Origin of the sequence: Bacillus cereus group sp. MYBK216-1 (assembly GCF_051916495.1) — a bacterium.
GTDB lineage: Bacteria > Bacillota > Bacilli > Bacillales > Bacillaceae_G > Bacillus_A > Bacillus_A thuringiensis_K.
Genome location: NZ_JBQAGT010000001.1, coordinates 255,298 through 271,939 on the forward strand (window position 1 = coordinate 255,298; position 16,642 = coordinate 271,939).

The window sequence follows — 16,642 nt, forward strand, 5'->3', positions numbered from 1 at the left end:
TGGGAGAAGACATTATGTATACAAAATTATTAAAATCAATTACATCATTATCACTTATTGGTGGTGCGTTGTTATATACAAATGGCAGTGATGTGAAAGCTGCTGAAGTGGGTGTTTTTTCTGATGTGCCGACATCACATTGGTCATATCCTGCAATTAAAGATTTAGCGAGTAAGAATATTATTTCCGGTTATGGAAATGGGATATTTGGTTTTGGAGATGTTGCGACAAGGGAGCAAGTTGCGGCTTTAATTTATCGAGTGTTAGTACCGAATAAACAAGGCGGTTCGTTTAGTAATGATGGAACTCGTTTCGTATTAAAGGATGGGTCTACGTTTAAAAATCCTTACGGTGATATTAATCAAAGTTCTACAATGTTCCCAGAAGAGGTATTAACTTTAACAAATTTAGGAGTTTTTAAAGGTGATGAAAATGGCCAATTTAGACCGAAAGCTTCTGTGAGTCGTGCGGAAATGGCACAAATTCTTACAAATGCTTTCCATCTTGCGGCAAAACAAAAACATACCTTTAAAGATGTTCCAAATCCGTTTTGGGCAGAAAACGCAATTAGTGCAGTGCAGTCAAATGGAATCGCAGATGGCACAGGAGACGGAAATTTTGAACCGTATGGTACAGTAACACGTGAACAGTATGCGCAATTTTTATATAAAACTTTAAAATATAAAAATGCTAATGTGAAAGATACAGGAGATGCGGCATTATTAACAGGGTTTAAAGAGGAAGTACAAAAGCGTATTAATATGTATGAAACGAATATTACACTTCCATATAAAACGAAAAATAATAATACAGAAGAAGTGATGAATACACTCTTTAACGCATATAAAGAAGTTGCAAGTAAAAATGAGTATACAAATAATAATAGATCGAATGTTTCATATGGACTTTCTGGATCACCTGGAAATTATACGTTTACGCTTAAGATTACATATCGTGAAACGAAAGAACAGACGGAATATGTCATGAAACAAGCGAAAGCAATCGTTTCTTCTATTACTCAAGTTGGAATGGATGATCACGAAAAAGTGAAGGCGATTCATGATTATGTAGTAAAACATGTTTCTTATGATACGTCTTATAAAGCTTATACAGCATATGAAGCACTTGTAAATCGTTCTGCAGTTTGCCAAGGTTACGCACTATTAACCTATCAATTATTAAAAGAAGCAGGAATTGAAAATCATTTCGTGACAGGAACTGGGGACGGACAACCCCATGCTTGGAATTTAGTGAAAATCGAAAACAAATGGTATCATCTTGATACAACATTCGATGATCCGGTTCCAGATGAGCAGGGCCGCGTAACGTATTCGTATTTCAATTTATCAGATGAACAAATCGCAAAAAATCATGAGTGGAACCGCGGAGACTACCCGCAAGCTACAACAAATTATTATAGTACACTGACAAATAAAATTGCGGCAGGTAGTACGAAAACGCCTGCATATCAGCAAATATTAAAAGATACAAAGTTAAATTATTTAGGAAATGAATATATCGCAAATAACTATACTGAATTAAAAAATAAAATGCAGCAGCGCTATAGTACAAAGCCAGAAAAGATAGAAGTACTTTATAAGCAATCAATGAACGGTGCACTGCAAGATGTGAAAAAGGCAATTGGGGAAATCGGTTATCCGCAAGGGGCAAATCGAGTTTCTTATAAAGCGGAGCCTTACAATGCGAAAGAAGGATATTCTTTAGTGACGATTACGTTTACGTATTAAGAATGAAAAAAAGCATCTGTTTTAGATGCTTTTTTTATTGTATTAATTCGACAGAATGTGCCAAGTGAAAGGGATTTGGTCTGTTATGATAATTTTTGAAATTTTACATTTTGGAGGATTAATCATGAATAAAAATAAGATTTTCGCTGCGTTAATAGGAATTGTAGCCTTATTTGTAATTATTAATGTAGTTGTTACGAAAGAGAAAACGACATCAACCAGTGAAAAAATGTACTCTGAGAAAGAATATAATAAATTAGTAGATGAACATTTTGAAGAAACGCAAAAGTTGAAAGGTGATATGAGTGTGTTAGAAACTGAAAAAAAATCTCTTGATGAGCAAGTGAAGAAGTTAAAAGATGAGTTAGCGAAAAAAGAGCAACAAGTAGCGCAGCAGCCGGAAAAGAAAGAAGAGCCAAAACCGGAACAACCTACTGGAGCATTCGAAAATCCAATGAAAAGCATAAACAAAACAGAGGCAATGAATAAAGTAAAAGAAAAGGCGAAGAAAGACTTCCAAGATGATTATATGACACAAAACTTTGTTGCGGAGGAACAATCAAAAGTATTTGATTTCTTAAACAGTATTGAAATTAAATCACAAGAAGAATTAAATGTAATGAAGAATGCATTGAAAGATTTTTCTAACGACTTTATGACAGCGAAGTTAAATGATCTAATAGAAAATTAGAATTAGTAGAACTGGTAAATAAACTTTGCTTTAGTCATACGAAAGTCCTCCATTTAAGTCAGGAAATTGATAAGTTAATTAATAAATATATGATTATAAAAAAAGGAACCCTATAATAGTAGGGTTCAAAGGGAACAGATACGTAAAATATATAAAGAGAATAATTCAATGTGTAATTAATATAGAATTGAATACTGAGATATTTGAAAATAAAGCCAGTCAGAAACATACTGAAGGTTTATCGACCGATAATAGGTTGAGGGAACCAAAGGATATAGCTGACATTATACCTTTTCTTTTTTTACCAGACAGTTGTTGAATAACTGGTGAATGAATTGATGCAATTAACGAATTTTGTTTATTATAACAAAGGAAAAAATAACTTATTATGAGCTGTATTTTTAAAAAGATAGTTTTTATTGAAAGTCTATCGTTTAGGTAACTTACTTATAAAATTTGAATCTTATGTCTATTGTATGGATTATTAAATCATTTTGATATACATACTTATTTTATAGTAAACTAAAAGTGGTAAGGGTACTGAATGATCTGTTATTCTAAAAACACAGTACTTCAAGGTTTTGAAGCACTGATTTCCTTTGATTAACTATATTTAAATACTCATATTATGTTTTTTAGAAGAAGAAATAGGTTGTTCCATCTTTTGATGAACTATATGGAACAATAGAGAAGCTAGAATTCCAATCGCTAAAAATATTAACCAGTAGATCGATATGTGATTAAATTTATTTAACCAAGCTCCAAGATAGTTACCAATAGTGCCTCCAAAGGCCCAAAAGGCTTGGAAAATACCGAAAAATAAGCCTGCAGGTTTATTGTTACTAAACTGAGCAACAGTCATTTCAGCACCTGGAAGGGCAAGTGTTTCTCCAAGAGTATAAAGAAATATACAAAATAACATCCAATAAATTGATGAAATTAGTGGAATAGCACCAATTGAGAGTCCCATAATCAAAACGCCTAGTTTTACCATAATCAAGGGATGCTTACTAATAAATATTTTTCTTAATAAGAACATTAATAATAATCCGGAAACACCATTTAAAATAAAAATAGAACTTACTAATTGTTTATTGTCAGTTAAATTGTATGCTTTGACTGGAAAAGAAATATTTAATTGAACAAACATAATCCAAAATAAAGGCATAATACACATAAATAGTAAAAATAACTTATTTGAAGCTGTATCCTTTAAGCTTGCCAATATTTTTTTAGTATCTTTAAACGTCTTAGGATACTTATTACGATATACAAAAAGAACAAATGCTAAAAGTAGCATAGCGATACTTGCAATCGTAAATGGATATACTGGATCAAATTGAACTAATAAGGCCCCAACTAAAGGCCCCACAATTACGCCTGCATTAAGCATTTGGTTAAAATAAGTAAATATTTTCTTTCGTAGCGCCTCTTTTTGAGTAGTAAAGAAAGCAGTAATAGATGGATCAAATAATGCTCCTCCAAAACCAATAAAAAATGAGGCGATACTTACTGACCAAAAATCACTAGCAAAAACAAATAATCCAAATCCTACCGCTCTTATTACAACTCCTAGAAGAATATTTATTGTATGGCTTACTCGGTCACCTATAAAACCCGTGAATATTGGCAACCCCCTTTGTGAAATAAGAATTGTAGTTAAAATGGTCCCCACTTCCCAAGAAGAGAAGTGGAGATCATTAGTTAAATGTATTGCTAAAAAAGGCATTATCATAAAACTTCCTGTATTCATAAATAAAACAGCTGTAAGCAAAATCTTGATGGGAACAGGAATTTTTTCGCTAACCATTGACTTTGATTGCCTCTCTTTTTTCTTCTAATTTTTTTGAGAATTTTTCTTTTTTTACTACAGCTCTTTCATGAAAACCACTTAATATTTTATTACTTTCATCGAATGCCTCAACTTCAAAAAGCAATTTATTTTTATCAACTTTAATTAATTTTGAATGAATTGTTACTTTCTCATTATAAAGAGATGGGGCCAAATGCTTCATTTCATAATGACCTAGCCCTAAAGACATATAATTTTCTTCAATTTGGTTTTTAATAGCATCCATACAAGATACTTCTGCTAACCAGAGTAAAACGGGGGTTGCTAATACTTCTACGTCATTTTCCCAGTTGTTTGCTAAGTCCTTTTCTTGAACTACATATTCATATTTTCCTAAAGAATCAACTTGAAAGTTCATAATCTAATTCCTCCTATTTAGAGAGTTAATTTTTTTGTGTATTAGATTTACCACTATCTTTGTCTCAATCCACATGGAACTAGAACACGTATAAAATAGTAGGTTAAATATGGAATTTTTAAATGTATTTAATTTCAATGTCGCTCAGATTTATTTCTATTATTTTTTCTCTACCTTTAATATGTGCTGCTCTAAACTTAATAATGAATCTGTCAATATATTAAATAATTCCTCTAATTCATTTTCTGTGATAGTAAATGGGGGAGCTATTAAGAAAGCATCACCCTCTGAATAGTTAATCATATTTTTAACAGGATATATTAATAGTCCTTTTTCTAAAGCAATATCTACAATAATATCTGCAATATTAAGATTCCGTGGGAAAGGACTTCGTTTTTCTTTATTGGAGACTAATTCTACCCCCCAAAGTAAACCTATGCCTCTTACATCGCCAATAAATTCAAATCTATTCTTTAATTCATTTAGGTTTTTTCTTATAATTGCTTCGTTTTTACGAACATTTGTTATAAGATCGTTAGACTCAATATAGTTTAATACCCCTAATGAAATGGCAGCAGAACCTGGGTTTCCACTGTATGTGTGCCCATATACTGCTATTCCAGAACCAGCATGTATTGCATCATAAATTTTTTGATTAAACAAAACACCTGAAATTGGGGTATAGCCTGCACTCATCCCTTTACCAAGAGCAATAATATCTGGCTCAACATTCCAGTTGTTGATTCCAAACCACTCTCCAGTTCGACCTAAACCCGTCATCACTTCGTCACATATTAGCAGAATATCGTACTTATCACATATTTTTTTAACTATCTTAAAGTAGCTCTCAGATGGTGTAATCGCTCCACCTGATGCTCCTACAACAGGTTCCATGATAATCCCAGCAATATTCTCGCTTCCCATTTCTTTAATTACAGACTCTATAGCGGTTGCACATTCTAAATTACAAGTTTCAGGATCCTTAGAGAAAGGGCATCTATAACAGTATGGTGTTGGAATAGCTGGTTTATAAGTTAGAATATCTTCAAATTTTATTCTACGATCACTCCCCGACATCGAAAGGGCACCTAAAGTTACTCCATGATAACTAATCTTTCTTGATAATATTATGTTTTTTTTTGCTTTTCCAAGTTCTTGCCAATATTGAATAGCTAAACGTAATGCCGTTTCAGTTGCTTCTGATCCACTATTAGAAAAAAAGATATGATTGAGATTGGGGGAGAGTTGCGTAATTTTATTACCTAGCTCTTCTAAAGGCGAATTAGTAAATTGTGTTCTATATGTAAACGCAATTTTTGAGAGCTGATTGTATGCAATTTCTGCAATTTCTTTTACACCATGACCAATATTAGCCACTATCGCTCCAGAGCAGCCATCTAAATATTTCTTATTCTCTTGATCATATATGTAAACTCCTTTTCCATACTTTACAATAGGATATGATTTGGAAATATTCGGTTTTAAGACGGATGATTTTGAAAGGCTGAATGTACTCATTGAAATACGCTCCTCTATAGATATTAAATAATAAATTCACTTAAAAATGCCCTGAAAGATTTTTCTAAATCATAAGCTTTTTCTCTTGTCTCACCTATAATCATATATTCGATAGATTTGCTTTGATTTTCATCATTTAAAAGAACGACACCCTCTTTATTCTTTGAAGCTAATAAGCTATTTACTTCAAGTTCTTTCAACAATTCACCAAATGTTTTGTTACCTATACTAACTTTATTTTGAGTCAAAATTGTGTAATTATCTCCATAATTATCTCCGTATAAATGATGAGCAACGACATGTACATGGGTAGAGCCGCCTGTACGTCCATTAATCTCGGAAATCATGATTTTTCCATCACTAGTTAAAATACCGTCAATATTTATCAATCCAATATACCCTCTTTGCATAACAACTTCAGTAAGTTTTGTACAATTAGAAATAAATTCACCTATAGCGTATGGTCTTAATGATACGGTTGGTATTTCAAATCCATTCCATACTGGCTCCATTCTCATATCTCCAAAATTCAACAAATAAGGTCTAAGGACACCTTCTTTAACTTCTAGTTCAGCATAGAACACTGAAAATGTTTCGTAATAAGCTTCAACTACTAATTTAGTATTTAATTCACCTATCAATTGCATCCAAATGCCTGAATATATTTCTTCTAATTCGGATTCTTGATTAATACATAATGTTTTGTATGCACCAGGTGATTCAGTTCTCTTATCATATGTAATGACAATGTTGCCTTGACCACTTGCATTCGTGTCTTGTTTTACAATTATTGACCCTGTTATATCAATAAGTTCTCTCATAGCCTGATTCAATTCTTTTGATGTATAACAATTTATTCCCTCTGGCACAGGAATATTATATGCTCCCGCAATTCTACGATATTCAATCTTACTATTTAAAACTTCTGATCCACCTTGTCGAAAATAATCCAAAGTATGAGATTTAATTTTAACTGGTAAGTTTTTTACTAATTGAGCCACAGACCTGTCAAAAAAATAAGGTATAACTTCCCAATCAGCTCCGCCCATTAGACCTAAGAGTTTTTCTTTTAATTTAGGGCTATTTAAAGTCTCATAAGTTAATAAATCTTTTTTATGTACACTTTCAGGTACTATTACATGTATGTCATCCAGTTGTAATCCTTTAATGGATAGTATATAAGTTAAAAAATCATTAGAGATTTCTCTAGGTATTAGTAAAATATCACCCTTTTCAAGTAACCAAGCTAAGCGATAAGAAAATGATGACCACATTGATCCAGCCTTTTCAGTTAATTTATCAGGCTCACCAACTAAAGATTCGGCCCCTACGTTACCAATAATAAGTTTTGGTGATTTATTTAAATTAGTAGGTATTTTTTGTGTATTTGAAGTGAAACTGATTTCCATTGTAGAACCTCCTTAACATTGTTTAATAAAATTAAATTGTTATCAATGCAAACAATATACCGAAACAAAACAGGTTTGATTTTTTTAATAAAAAGTAAATTTATAGTAAATGATAATATGTAGGACTGTTTATATAGAGTAATCTTGATAGACAGCTTTTTATGTTCGCATTTTTCACTAAAACGTTCTTTTTATTACACTGAACATAATTACCTACTACAACGGTAATAATCACCACCTTTCAAGCACTTGGGAATATAGAAAGATATTTATTAACCATCTATTTATTTTAGTGGTTAACAACTATCTTTTATTATGTTATCAACAGTTGTATAATAAAGTCAATCCTAAAAATTATGAGGTGAGTGGTATTGATTAATAATCAAATAGCTCCAGGAAGATTAGAGATCATTCGTGATTTCTTAAATACTTGGGAAATTCCCAATGATACTCGTAAACCAACTGATCGTTTGAATACCAAAAAAGATGTAGAGGATTTTATTTTTAAGTATTTTGGAGATATTCATTTTTCTAGAGATTTAGAGATACTGCATCAATTTCGTAAGGATTTACGAATATCAATAGAGTTAAATACAACTAATAGTTTAAATAAATGGTTAACTCAGTACCCTATAGAAATATCTATTGTTAATCCTGAAAATATTCAATATAATCCTAAAAATAAACAAGACTTTTTTAGTGAGATATTGATAATTATCATCGAAAGTATTGCAAAAAATCAGTGGAAACGGCTTAAAGCCTGTCCAGACTGTCGTTGGGTTTTTTATGATAATTCTCGCAATGCAAGTAAACGTTGGTGTGGAATGTATGCATCTGAACCTAAAGGTAGATCATGTGGCACCATTGCAAAAGTTCAGCGGCACCGTAAAAAAAATAAAATTCAATTATGAGTATTTAATTTGTAAGAATGTCCATTGATAGATATATGGGCATTCTTTTTTATCTTTATCTTGTTAGTCAATAAACTTTATTTAATTCGAAATATATATATTCGTAAATATACATTTTTCATTATATGGAAATCACTTCGTTTTTAATATTGAGAAAAATTTATGAAATATGTACACAATTTTTTAATTTGAGAACTTTATTTTTAAAAATTTCTTAATAATACCTCTATGCTAATACTAAAATTAAAGTAGTTTTTTAGATACAGAACATGATATATGATAGGATTCTAATATTTTTCTTTATATTCAGAAAATTTTTGAAAAACGATAGTATCCTAAAAAAACTTGTTTAAATAAATTTACATTTGTGGTAAAAATTTTAATATAGCAAACCCAAAAGGCTAAATTGAAAACTAGATAGTGATTGGGATGTCGTTAACCTAATTAACTAGGCTATCAATATCTTTTTTTAACTATAATAGTGGATAGTTAGTTTTTTAAAAGTTATTTTGAAATAATTATATGATGTATTTGAAATCATACATTGTATTATTTTAGAGAAAAACATTAAATTCTTACTAATAATCTCGGTACATAATGGGACTACAGATGATTCACTTATCCTGTATTTCATTGAATTATTTATCCAGGTACACATGTATAAGAGGAAAATTTTGTGGAATTTAATAGTTAAAGTAATTAATGTGTGGTTTCACTAAAATTAAAAGCATTGGAGGGAAAAAATGTTACAGGAGATGGTTTATTCAATTGGGGAACGTATAGAAGAGTATGTACGGATAAGGGGTAACAAATATGCCATTATAGAATTTGAAAAAAACAATGAATATATTGTTGTTATTGAGTCCGATACAGTTATAAATTACTATATAGAAATTTATAACTGTATGAATATGAACATTCCCATCATTTCGTTCCAAACTGGACTTTACAAGACTTTTTACGATAGTGGAATTGTCCACCGTTCAGAAGCTAGTCCGCAACTACAGTCACTTGCTGCAGTAGTAGATTTACATTTAGGTACTGAACATTATTATGATTAACATAATGTTTTATTTAGCATAAAAAAAGAATTATAGTATGATACGGAATTAATATTCTGTATTTTAAAATAATAAATTATAAATAGAGAAGAGGAATTTTAATGGAATTTAATTGGAATAGTGTTCAGCAAGCAATGAAGACAAAATATACCCAGTTTAGCACAACATTAAATGAAAACGCAGCAGAATGTTATCAGAACAGATCGTTTGATTTTGAAACATGGAATCAAATTACTAAAGAAGGAATCTGGAAAATTCCCGTACCAGAAGAGTATGGAGGATTAGGAATGTCTTGGTGGGAATTTTCGGCAGCCCTTGAAGGGTTAGCATCACGCTCTACAGATTTAGGGTTTTTATTATCTATAATTGCTCATATTGGTTGCTTACGAGTTCTTCTTTTACATGGAACAGAAGAACAAAAACATTATTATTTAAATGAGTTGATGAACGGTAAGATTGGTGCAACTGCTATTACAGAATCAACAGGTGGATCCGATGTAGCACGAATCCGTACAGCTGGTGAATATGATGCAAACCAAATTATTCTTAATGGTAAAAAATCGCATATAACAAATGCACCAATCGCGGATATTGTTGTTCTAGTTGGAAGAATTCCAGAATTGGGGAAACAAGATATTACTTTATTTATCCTAGAAAAAGACCTGGAAGGTTTAAGTTTTGGTGAAAAAGAAGATATGTTCGGAAATCGGACAAGTCCAACAGGTGATATTTATTTAAATAACGTGAGTATCACGAATAAATCTATATTAGGTCACCCAGGGGATGGCTTACAAACTTTATATAATATGATTTCTTTGGATCGACTTTTATATGGACTGGTTGCTGCTGCATTTATGGAAGGATTGATGTTTAAAAGTTTGGAATATTCTAACGACAGGGTAGCGTTTAAAACTCCAATTGCAAATCATCAATATATACAACAGAAGCTAACAGATATAAAAATGAACATAGAAACTACAAAATTAATTACTTATTCTGCTTTAGAAAAATTAATAAAAAATGATGACGAGGCGTCTTTAATGTGTTCAATGGCTAAATATATTGGAACTGAGTCTCTTTTCCAGACAGCACAACATGTAATGCAAATACATGGTCATAGTGGGTATATGGTAGGTCAAATATCTAAACTATTCCAAGATTCTGCAGGAACTAGAATAGCAGGGGGAACTAGTGATATTCAAAGAGTTAATATGTTTAATCAAATGCAAAAAATATATCAAAATCGGGAGGCAGTTGTATGGAATTAATTGCGGGTTTAAAAAGTAAGTTTACCCATGAGATATCAGAAAATGAACTTGCTACCAATTGGAGGAATGATGTACCGGTATTAGCGACGCCAGTATTATTATGGCTGACTGAATTAAGCTGCATGAAAACAATTGAACAAAGCGAATTAAGCACAAACCAAATGACAGTAGGATATGCGCATGAGATGAAACATTTAGCTGCTACTCCAATGGGGCATACTATAAATATTGAAAGTGAGCTTGTAGAAGTAAGTGGAAAAAAGCTGATTTTTAAAGTTGTAGGTTATGATTTTCACGATAAGGTAGTAGAGGGATATCATACTCGTTTTATTATTGATAAGGAAAAATTCCTAAAGAATTTAGCACAGAAAGAATTGGTCAAATGAGGGAACATAAAGAAAAACTTCCTCTCCATATAAAAATTTTGATTGTATCAGCATTCCTAATGAATGCTGGTACTTTCATGGTGAGTCCTTTTTTAGTAGTTTATCTATCAATTAATCTTAAATTCACGCCAATAGAAGTTGGTACTATTATTTCAGCGAATCTGATTTGTGGTAGAGCACTTCCTATTGTAACAGGTCTATTAGGGGATAGAATTAGTCATCGACTCACCTTGTTTATTGGCATAGCGATTAGAGCATTTGGGTTTATTGGCTATGGACTATTTACAGATTTTTGGGGGCTTGTATTTGCATCTGCATTAACTGGGATAGGAGGGGCTTTTTATGATCCTTCTGTTACATCAATTTTTGCTACACAAGATTCAAAAAATAGAAAAAGAATTTTTACCTATTTAAATCAAGCATTAAATGCAGGTGCTGTTTTAGGTCCGTTATTTGCTGCCCTATTACTCGGAATAGATGCTACTACACCATTTATAATTAGTGGTTTAGTATTAGTTTGTATTTTTGTTACATTATTTATGTTTAATAAACATTTCATAACACAGACTACAACTACTAATGTATTAAAAAGTATAAAAGAAATTATAGGTAATAAAGCATATTTAAAATATATTTCTGCAATGATGTTATTTTGGGCGATGTTTGCACAATTAACAATATCGATCCCGATACATGTGTTTAATATTACCCAAAGTGAAAAGTATATTAGTTTTATATTTATTGCAAATGGAATAACGGGTCTAATATTCATGTTTTTCTTACGAAAATATTTTGAAAAACATGAAGCACTAAACTTAATAAAAATAGGGATGTTAATTTGTGCTGCTAGTTTTATATTAATCCCACTAACTCAATCCTTAGTGTGGCTAGTATTAATTATAGTTGTATTTACATTGGGAGAAACATTAATCTTACCAAGTTCAGATATGGCAGTTGCAGACTATAGTCAAGGAAACAATACTGGAGGGTATTTTGGATTGTTTGAAATTTCTTTTGCAGGAGGAACCCTAATCGGAAATTATATTGGAATGTGGCTTATGGAAATGAATTCTATTTATCCATGGATTATTTATTGTGGCATTACATGTTTTACTTGTTGGTTAATTAGTAGGCTAAATACGAAACAAAATGTCATTTCCTTAAACATGGAAAAAGAAACGGGGGTTTAATAAGTGGAAATATTAATGAAAAAAGATAATAATCTAGAACATCAAAAAAAAGCTAGTCGGAAAATTATTATTGGTAACGTAGATGGAGAATCCTTAGTGGGTGAAACAAAAAATCACACTCCATACATGTTAGCAAGTGCGTCTATAGTCGCAAATAGATTAAGTTGGTTTGTGGAAGAGGGTGATATTCTTTTACTTCCTTATTCTATTTCAAGAGAATTTCAAGAATATATGTGTAAACTTCTAAGGATTAATCCGGACAAGATTAGTATATTATCTCCACCTGATTCTGAGGAGGAGAAAACAAAATTACTAACATTTGATATATTAACAGATGAGAGATTATATGAAAAAGTAAGGGGATTAGCAGGAAGTAATGATTCCATAGGGATTTTACCATATTATTTTGACCGTGCAGTTGCACAATTTGCACAACATATGAATACAAACGTTTATCCACATACAGTTGAATTTCTATTACAAGGTGGGTCTGAAGTACTAAATAGTAAAGTAGAGTTTAGAAGAATTGCAGCTTCCCACAATATTCCTGTAGCAGAAGGGATGAATTGTTATTCTAAAAATGAGCTTCAAAAGGCCATTCTAGCCCTAATAACAAAAACAGGTTCTGTAATTGTAAAGCAAGATGTAAATGCAGGGGGAGATGGAAATATAGTTTTAACGAAAAACATTGATAAAAAAGAATCTAAAGGTGCCTTTGAAACAATTTATTACGATCCAAATATACCTATAGAAGAGACCGTTTCTTATTTATGGAGTAAACTAATAGGATTTCGCAACACAGCATTAGTAATAGAAGTATATTATGAAACGGTGGGAGTTTACTATTCAGAACTTGCCGTTTCAAGACAAAATTTACGACCTTTGTTGTTAAATTTTGGAGATATGAGAATGGAACCAGTATGGAATGGTTTTGAAATTCCTACTTCAAACATGGACCCATATACATTAGCAGAATTTATTTCAAGTTCTACTGCATTGGCAAATGTTGCTCGTGAACGTGGATATGAAGGTAATATTAATATTGATGGATTATTAACAGATGATGGGAAGCTAATGATTAGTGAAATTAATGGTAGAAATGGTGGATGCAGTCATATTCATTATTTAGCTCAAAAATTATACGGGGAAAATTACGCTAAAGATTACAAAATCCTTACCAGAAATAAAATTAAAGCTGGGAAAAGCCTTGCAAAATTATTGGATTTATTACAGCAGGATAATTTATTGGTAACGAAGGAGTATCAAGAGGGCGTAATTATTTTAACTGAGGATTTTGCAAGAACTGAAACTATTGAATATATGGTTGTGGGTAAAGGGGATATAAATGCAAAAAAAATAGAAGATAAGGCACTTCATCTATTCGAAAGCCTTAACAAGTAGGATTTTATTCAGAGATTATAATCAAAGGTAAGTGTTTGATAGAAAGTTATTATTGTGAAAATATTCTTTTGTTGAAAATAATGGTTATATCATTAGTAATTACTTCGTCTGTATTGATTTATTCTTTTACAGAGGTAACACATCGATTTTATTAAAATAGTTTAGATTATAGGAATGCTAAAAAAATAATATTAGGAGGGATAACAAATGAAAATTGGAATTATGGGTTGGGATCATGAAGAATACGAATCAAAACAACTAGATGAAATAGCAAAGGAATTGGGTTATGATAGTTTATTATTTAGTCTACAGGATGTCAAAATGACTGTAATAAATAATGATTTTAAATTAACAGTGTTTAATGTAGATTTAAAAGAATTTGACACTATTATATCAAGAGCGCAAATTAGGCCAGAATACTATCAACAGGATTTAGAATTATTGAAAAGCATTCAGGAGTATACAGATTGTATAAATGAGAATTTCGATAATTACTATATGTCGGAAAGTAAAATGATTACCCAAAAACTATTAACTAAATGTGGTGTGAATGTTCCAGATACTTTTCTAGTTCATTCAGTAGAAGAGATAAAAAATTTATGGCTGACATATAAAAATATAGTTATAAAGCCGTCATTTGGTTATGGTGGGACTGATGTAGAAAGAATTAATGAAGATTTTGAGAGTTATTTACCTATTGTAGAAAATTTATTATCAAAGTACAAAAACCTTTTAGTACAACAATATATTCCTCATCCTGATGGGGATATACGAGTTACTACAATGGGGAATGAAGTATTTTATGCATTTAGAAGAATTCCTAATGAAAAAACATGGAAAGCAAATGTGGCAATGGGAGCAAATATTGAAGTTGTAAAAGATTATACATTATTAAAAGAAATAGCTTTAAAAGCTTCTAATGCTATTGGTCTATCCTTATCTGGAGTAGATATTATTGAGTACAATAATCAATTTTATGTGTTTGAAGTAAACAATTGTCCAGGATGGTATCCTTTATCTGTTGAAGAGGGGAGAGAAATATGCAAGGAAATCATTGAATATAGTATTAACTTAGCAAAAGGTAGGTTGGTACTAAAATGATAAAAATAGCTGAAGATTTAACTTCATATTTCAAGGAAAACGAAGAAAATGCTATAAAATATCATAATAAAATTTTTTCAGAGATTATAGAAAAAAGACTTTTTTATTTTAATACACAAACACCTATTTTTTCAGTTCCAATTGTCCAAAAGAAAGAGGAATTAGAAAAGATAAATGTAGATTGTAAAACAATTTTGGATTTAATTGTATCGCTTAATCAACGTTTGTCCAAGGAAGACAACGCTCAATTATTTGATAAATTAGGGTACAGCGTAGAAGAAAGAGAGTTGATAGAAACAACACTTCATAATAATGATGGTATGTTAGCAAGAAGTGATATGATTTTAGAAAACAGTGGCTATAAAATTATAGAGTTTAATGTTGAAAGTAGTGTTGGTGGTACTGAAATTGGCAATTTGAACAACATGATATTAAAAGAGGGTTTTTTTGATTCTGATAATTGGAAATTTAAAGATCCAAACAAAGAAATAGTAAAAGTATTTAAAGATATAATAAATAAAAATAAACTAAATAAAAAACAAGTGACAATTGGGATAATGGATTGGTACCCTGACATGATGCAATATATATATGCTCATGAGGAAATGAAGCAATTATTTATAGCTGAAGGGTTAAAAGCCGTGATATGTCACCAAGAAAATATAGAAATTAGAGAAGGAAACTTATTTACTCAAGGCGAGAAAATTGATATTTTATTTCGACTTTTTTTATTAGATGATATCAAAGGCGATAAAGGGGAGATTAAGAGAATTTTAGAATTATGTCGTTTAGATAATCTAATAATTACCAATGGTATTCATACGGATTTATATAGCAATAAGGGTAATTTTGCTTATTTATCCGATTTAGAATATCAATATATGTTTAATGAGGAAGAAAAACAAGTTATAAATAGATGTATTCCTTGGTCTAGATTTCTTGAAAAAGATAAATTAGTTAATTATGAAGGTGAAGATTATTTACTGCATAATTTGCTTATAAATAAAAAAGATACCTTTGTCCTTAAACCCCTAAGAGGATATGGGGGAGATGGTGTTGTTATAGGAAAAGGAATGAATCAAAATGCATGGGAATTACAGCTAGCAAATATTTTTCAATCAAATAGAAAATACCTTGTTCAAGAAAGGGTAGAATCCCCAAAAATTTTAATGCCGTATGTTGAAGATGATAAGGTGTCATATTTAGATACTGAAATCAATTATGCAACTTATATTTTTAATAATGAGTATTCTGGAACATTAATACGAGGTATTTCAAAAGATAAAAATACTGTAAACAACATAGCACATGGAGGCTTAATGGGAAGCTTATTTTATATATAAAGGTAAGATTCGAATGATTTAAGATATACATCAATTAGGATCCCAAATTGAAGCAATAGAGTAAGTAAATGAAGAGGGATGATAATAAGATTGGTCACTTTACATTTGAAAAAGGAAAGGAAGATTTTCAAAGTGCCTACGATGAATCAATGGCACTTCTTCCAAAACCTAACGATACGAAAGATATAGAAAAGAAATATGGCACAATTTGTGCTTATTATTTTACTAAAGAGGAAAACAAACATAAGGAACCAATACTCTTACTCCCTGGACGTGGTGCATCTACTCCAATGTGGGTACCTAATTTAGAAGGTCTAAGAGAAAATGCATCTCACGCAATCAATGGTGAGTTCTCTAACGCAGTTAATGCTAGGATCCTTGATTTTGTAGAAAAGCATTCTAATG

General features: G+C 31.0%; 15 protein-coding genes and 1 pseudogene. 12 read left to right on the forward strand and 4 right to left on the reverse strand.

Features of this window, described 5'->3' with window-relative positions; translation table 11 throughout:
* The first annotated feature begins 14 nt into the window (after nucleotides 1-14).
* From ACTFRH_RS01435 to ACTFRH_RS01445, 3 genes are all read left to right on the forward strand, one after another.
* On the forward strand, nucleotides 15-1,748 hold the full coding sequence (locus ACTFRH_RS01435) for an S-layer homology domain-containing protein (RefSeq protein WP_000288173.1): 1,734 nt from the start codon (nucleotides 15-17) through the stop codon (nucleotides 1,746-1,748).
* Nucleotides 1,749-1,872: 124 nt separating this feature from the next.
* Nucleotides 1,873-2,439: a hypothetical protein gene (locus tag ACTFRH_RS01440; RefSeq protein ID WP_001038911.1), complete on the forward strand. Its 567-nt coding sequence runs from the start codon at nucleotides 1,873-1,875 to the stop codon at nucleotides 2,437-2,439.
* A gap of 11 nt (nucleotides 2,440-2,450) precedes the next feature.
* The gene (locus tag ACTFRH_RS01445; protein WP_074594354.1) at nucleotides 2,451-2,555 is read left to right on the forward strand and encodes an aspartyl-phosphate phosphatase Spo0E family protein; all 105 of its coding nucleotides are present in this window, start codon (nucleotides 2,451-2,453) and stop codon (nucleotides 2,553-2,555) included.
* A gap of 497 nt (nucleotides 2,556-3,052) precedes the next feature.
* Here ACTFRH_RS01445 and ACTFRH_RS01450 read toward each other — a convergent pair whose 3' ends face one another.
* From ACTFRH_RS01450 to ACTFRH_RS01465, 4 genes are all read right to left on the reverse strand, one after another.
* Entirely contained in the window at nucleotides 3,053-4,249 is a 1,197-nt protein-coding gene (locus ACTFRH_RS01450) for an MDR family MFS transporter (protein ID WP_000253211.1), read from the reverse strand.
* Complete coding sequence (locus ACTFRH_RS01455; protein ID WP_001011131.1) at nucleotides 4,242-4,649, reverse strand: thioesterase family protein; 408 nt, start codon at nucleotides 4,647-4,649, stop codon at nucleotides 4,242-4,244. The genes ACTFRH_RS01450 and ACTFRH_RS01455 overlap by 8 nt, the downstream gene beginning before the upstream one ends.
* A gap of 159 nt (nucleotides 4,650-4,808) precedes the next feature.
* Nucleotides 4,809-6,167: an aspartate aminotransferase family protein gene (locus ACTFRH_RS01460; protein ID WP_000102998.1), complete on the reverse strand. Its 1,359-nt coding sequence runs from the start codon at nucleotides 6,165-6,167 to the stop codon at nucleotides 4,809-4,811.
* A gap of 23 nt (nucleotides 6,168-6,190) precedes the next feature.
* A complete protein-coding gene (locus tag ACTFRH_RS01465; protein WP_000406132.1) occupies nucleotides 6,191-7,576 on the reverse strand; it encodes a hypothetical protein in 1,386 nt (461 codons plus the stop codon).
* Nucleotides 7,577-7,947: 371 nt separating this feature from the next.
* Here ACTFRH_RS01465 and ACTFRH_RS01470 point away from each other — a divergent pair, with 371 nt between their 5' ends.
* The 9 genes and pseudogenes from ACTFRH_RS01470 to ACTFRH_RS01510 all read left to right on the forward strand — a co-directional run.
* Nucleotides 7,948-8,487, forward strand: coding sequence for a CGNR zinc finger domain-containing protein (locus ACTFRH_RS01470; RefSeq protein WP_000609507.1), 540 nt, complete (start codon nucleotides 7,948-7,950; stop codon nucleotides 8,485-8,487).
* Between the two features lie 743 nt (nucleotides 8,488-9,230).
* Nucleotides 9,231-9,548 carry a hypothetical protein gene (locus tag ACTFRH_RS01475; RefSeq protein WP_000938787.1) on the forward strand — a complete coding sequence of 106 codons (318 nt, stop codon included), beginning with the start codon at nucleotides 9,231-9,233 and terminating at the stop codon, nucleotides 9,546-9,548.
* Nucleotides 9,549-9,649: 101 nt separating this feature from the next.
* Nucleotides 9,650-10,816, forward strand: a complete 1,167-nt coding sequence (locus ACTFRH_RS01480) for an acyl-CoA dehydrogenase family protein (RefSeq protein ID WP_000395615.1) — start codon at nucleotides 9,650-9,652, stop codon at nucleotides 10,814-10,816.
* Nucleotides 10,807-11,202, forward strand: a complete 396-nt coding sequence (locus ACTFRH_RS01485) for a thioesterase family protein (protein WP_000419007.1) — start codon at nucleotides 10,807-10,809, stop codon at nucleotides 11,200-11,202. The genes ACTFRH_RS01480 and ACTFRH_RS01485 overlap by 10 nt, the downstream gene beginning before the upstream one ends.
* On the forward strand, nucleotides 11,199-12,392 hold the full coding sequence (locus ACTFRH_RS01490; protein WP_001206702.1) for an MDR family MFS transporter: 1,194 nt from the start codon (nucleotides 11,199-11,201) through the stop codon (nucleotides 12,390-12,392). Before ACTFRH_RS01485 ends, ACTFRH_RS01490 begins: the two co-directional genes overlap by 4 nt.
* A 15-nt stretch (nucleotides 12,393-12,407) precedes the next feature.
* Nucleotides 12,408-13,793 carry a hypothetical protein gene (locus tag ACTFRH_RS01495; protein ID WP_206774322.1) on the forward strand — a complete coding sequence of 462 codons (1,386 nt, stop codon included), beginning with the start codon at nucleotides 12,408-12,410 and terminating at the stop codon, nucleotides 13,791-13,793.
* Between the two features lie 207 nt (nucleotides 13,794-14,000).
* On the forward strand, nucleotides 14,001-14,894 hold the full coding sequence (locus ACTFRH_RS01500; RefSeq protein WP_000689988.1) for an ATP-grasp domain-containing protein: 894 nt from the start codon (nucleotides 14,001-14,003) through the stop codon (nucleotides 14,892-14,894).
* Nucleotides 14,891-16,237: a hypothetical protein gene (locus ACTFRH_RS01505; protein WP_000589954.1), complete on the forward strand. Its 1,347-nt coding sequence runs from the start codon at nucleotides 14,891-14,893 to the stop codon at nucleotides 16,235-16,237. The genes ACTFRH_RS01500 and ACTFRH_RS01505 overlap by 4 nt, the downstream gene beginning before the upstream one ends.
* Before the next feature lie 68 nt (nucleotides 16,238-16,305).
* Nucleotides 16,306-16,560, forward strand: a pseudogene (locus tag ACTFRH_RS01510) (carboxylesterase); the annotation flags it as partial.
* Nucleotides 16,561-16,642 lie beyond the last annotated feature (82 nt).

Bases quoted from the DNA above. Each gene is read 5' to 3' on its own strand.
- ACTFRH_RS01435 (WP_000288173.1), top strand. From the start codon at position 15: ATGTATACAAAATTATTAAAATCAATTACATCATTATCACTTATTGGT.
- ACTFRH_RS01440 (WP_001038911.1), top strand. From the start codon at position 1,873: ATGAATAAAAATAAGATTTTCGCTGCGTTAATAGGAATTGTAGCCTTA.
- ACTFRH_RS01450 (WP_000253211.1), bottom strand. From the start codon at position 4,249: ATGGTTAGCGAAAAAATTCCTGTTCCCATCAAGATTTTGCTTACAGCT.
- ACTFRH_RS01455 (WP_001011131.1), bottom strand. From the start codon at position 4,649: ATGAACTTTCAAGTTGATTCTTTAGGAAAATATGAATATGTAGTTCAA.
- ACTFRH_RS01460 (WP_000102998.1), bottom strand. From the start codon at position 6,167: ATGAGTACATTCAGCCTTTCAAAATCATCCGTCTTAAAACCGAATATT.
- ACTFRH_RS01465 (WP_000406132.1), bottom strand. From the start codon at position 7,576: ATGGAAATCAGTTTCACTTCAAATACACAAAAAATACCTACTAATTTA.
- ACTFRH_RS01475 (WP_000938787.1), top strand. From the start codon at position 9,231: ATGTTACAGGAGATGGTTTATTCAATTGGGGAACGTATAGAAGAGTAT.
- ACTFRH_RS01480 (WP_000395615.1), top strand. From the start codon at position 9,650: ATGGAATTTAATTGGAATAGTGTTCAGCAAGCAATGAAGACAAAATAT.
- ACTFRH_RS01485 (WP_000419007.1), top strand. From the start codon at position 10,807: ATGGAATTAATTGCGGGTTTAAAAAGTAAGTTTACCCATGAGATATCA.
- ACTFRH_RS01490 (WP_001206702.1), top strand. From the start codon at position 11,199: ATGAGGGAACATAAAGAAAAACTTCCTCTCCATATAAAAATTTTGATT.
- ACTFRH_RS01495 (WP_206774322.1), top strand. From the start codon at position 12,408: ATGAAAAAAGATAATAATCTAGAACATCAAAAAAAAGCTAGTCGGAAA.
- ACTFRH_RS01500 (WP_000689988.1), top strand. From the start codon at position 14,001: ATGAAAATTGGAATTATGGGTTGGGATCATGAAGAATACGAATCAAAA.
- ACTFRH_RS01505 (WP_000589954.1), top strand. From the start codon at position 14,891: ATGATAAAAATAGCTGAAGATTTAACTTCATATTTCAAGGAAAACGAA.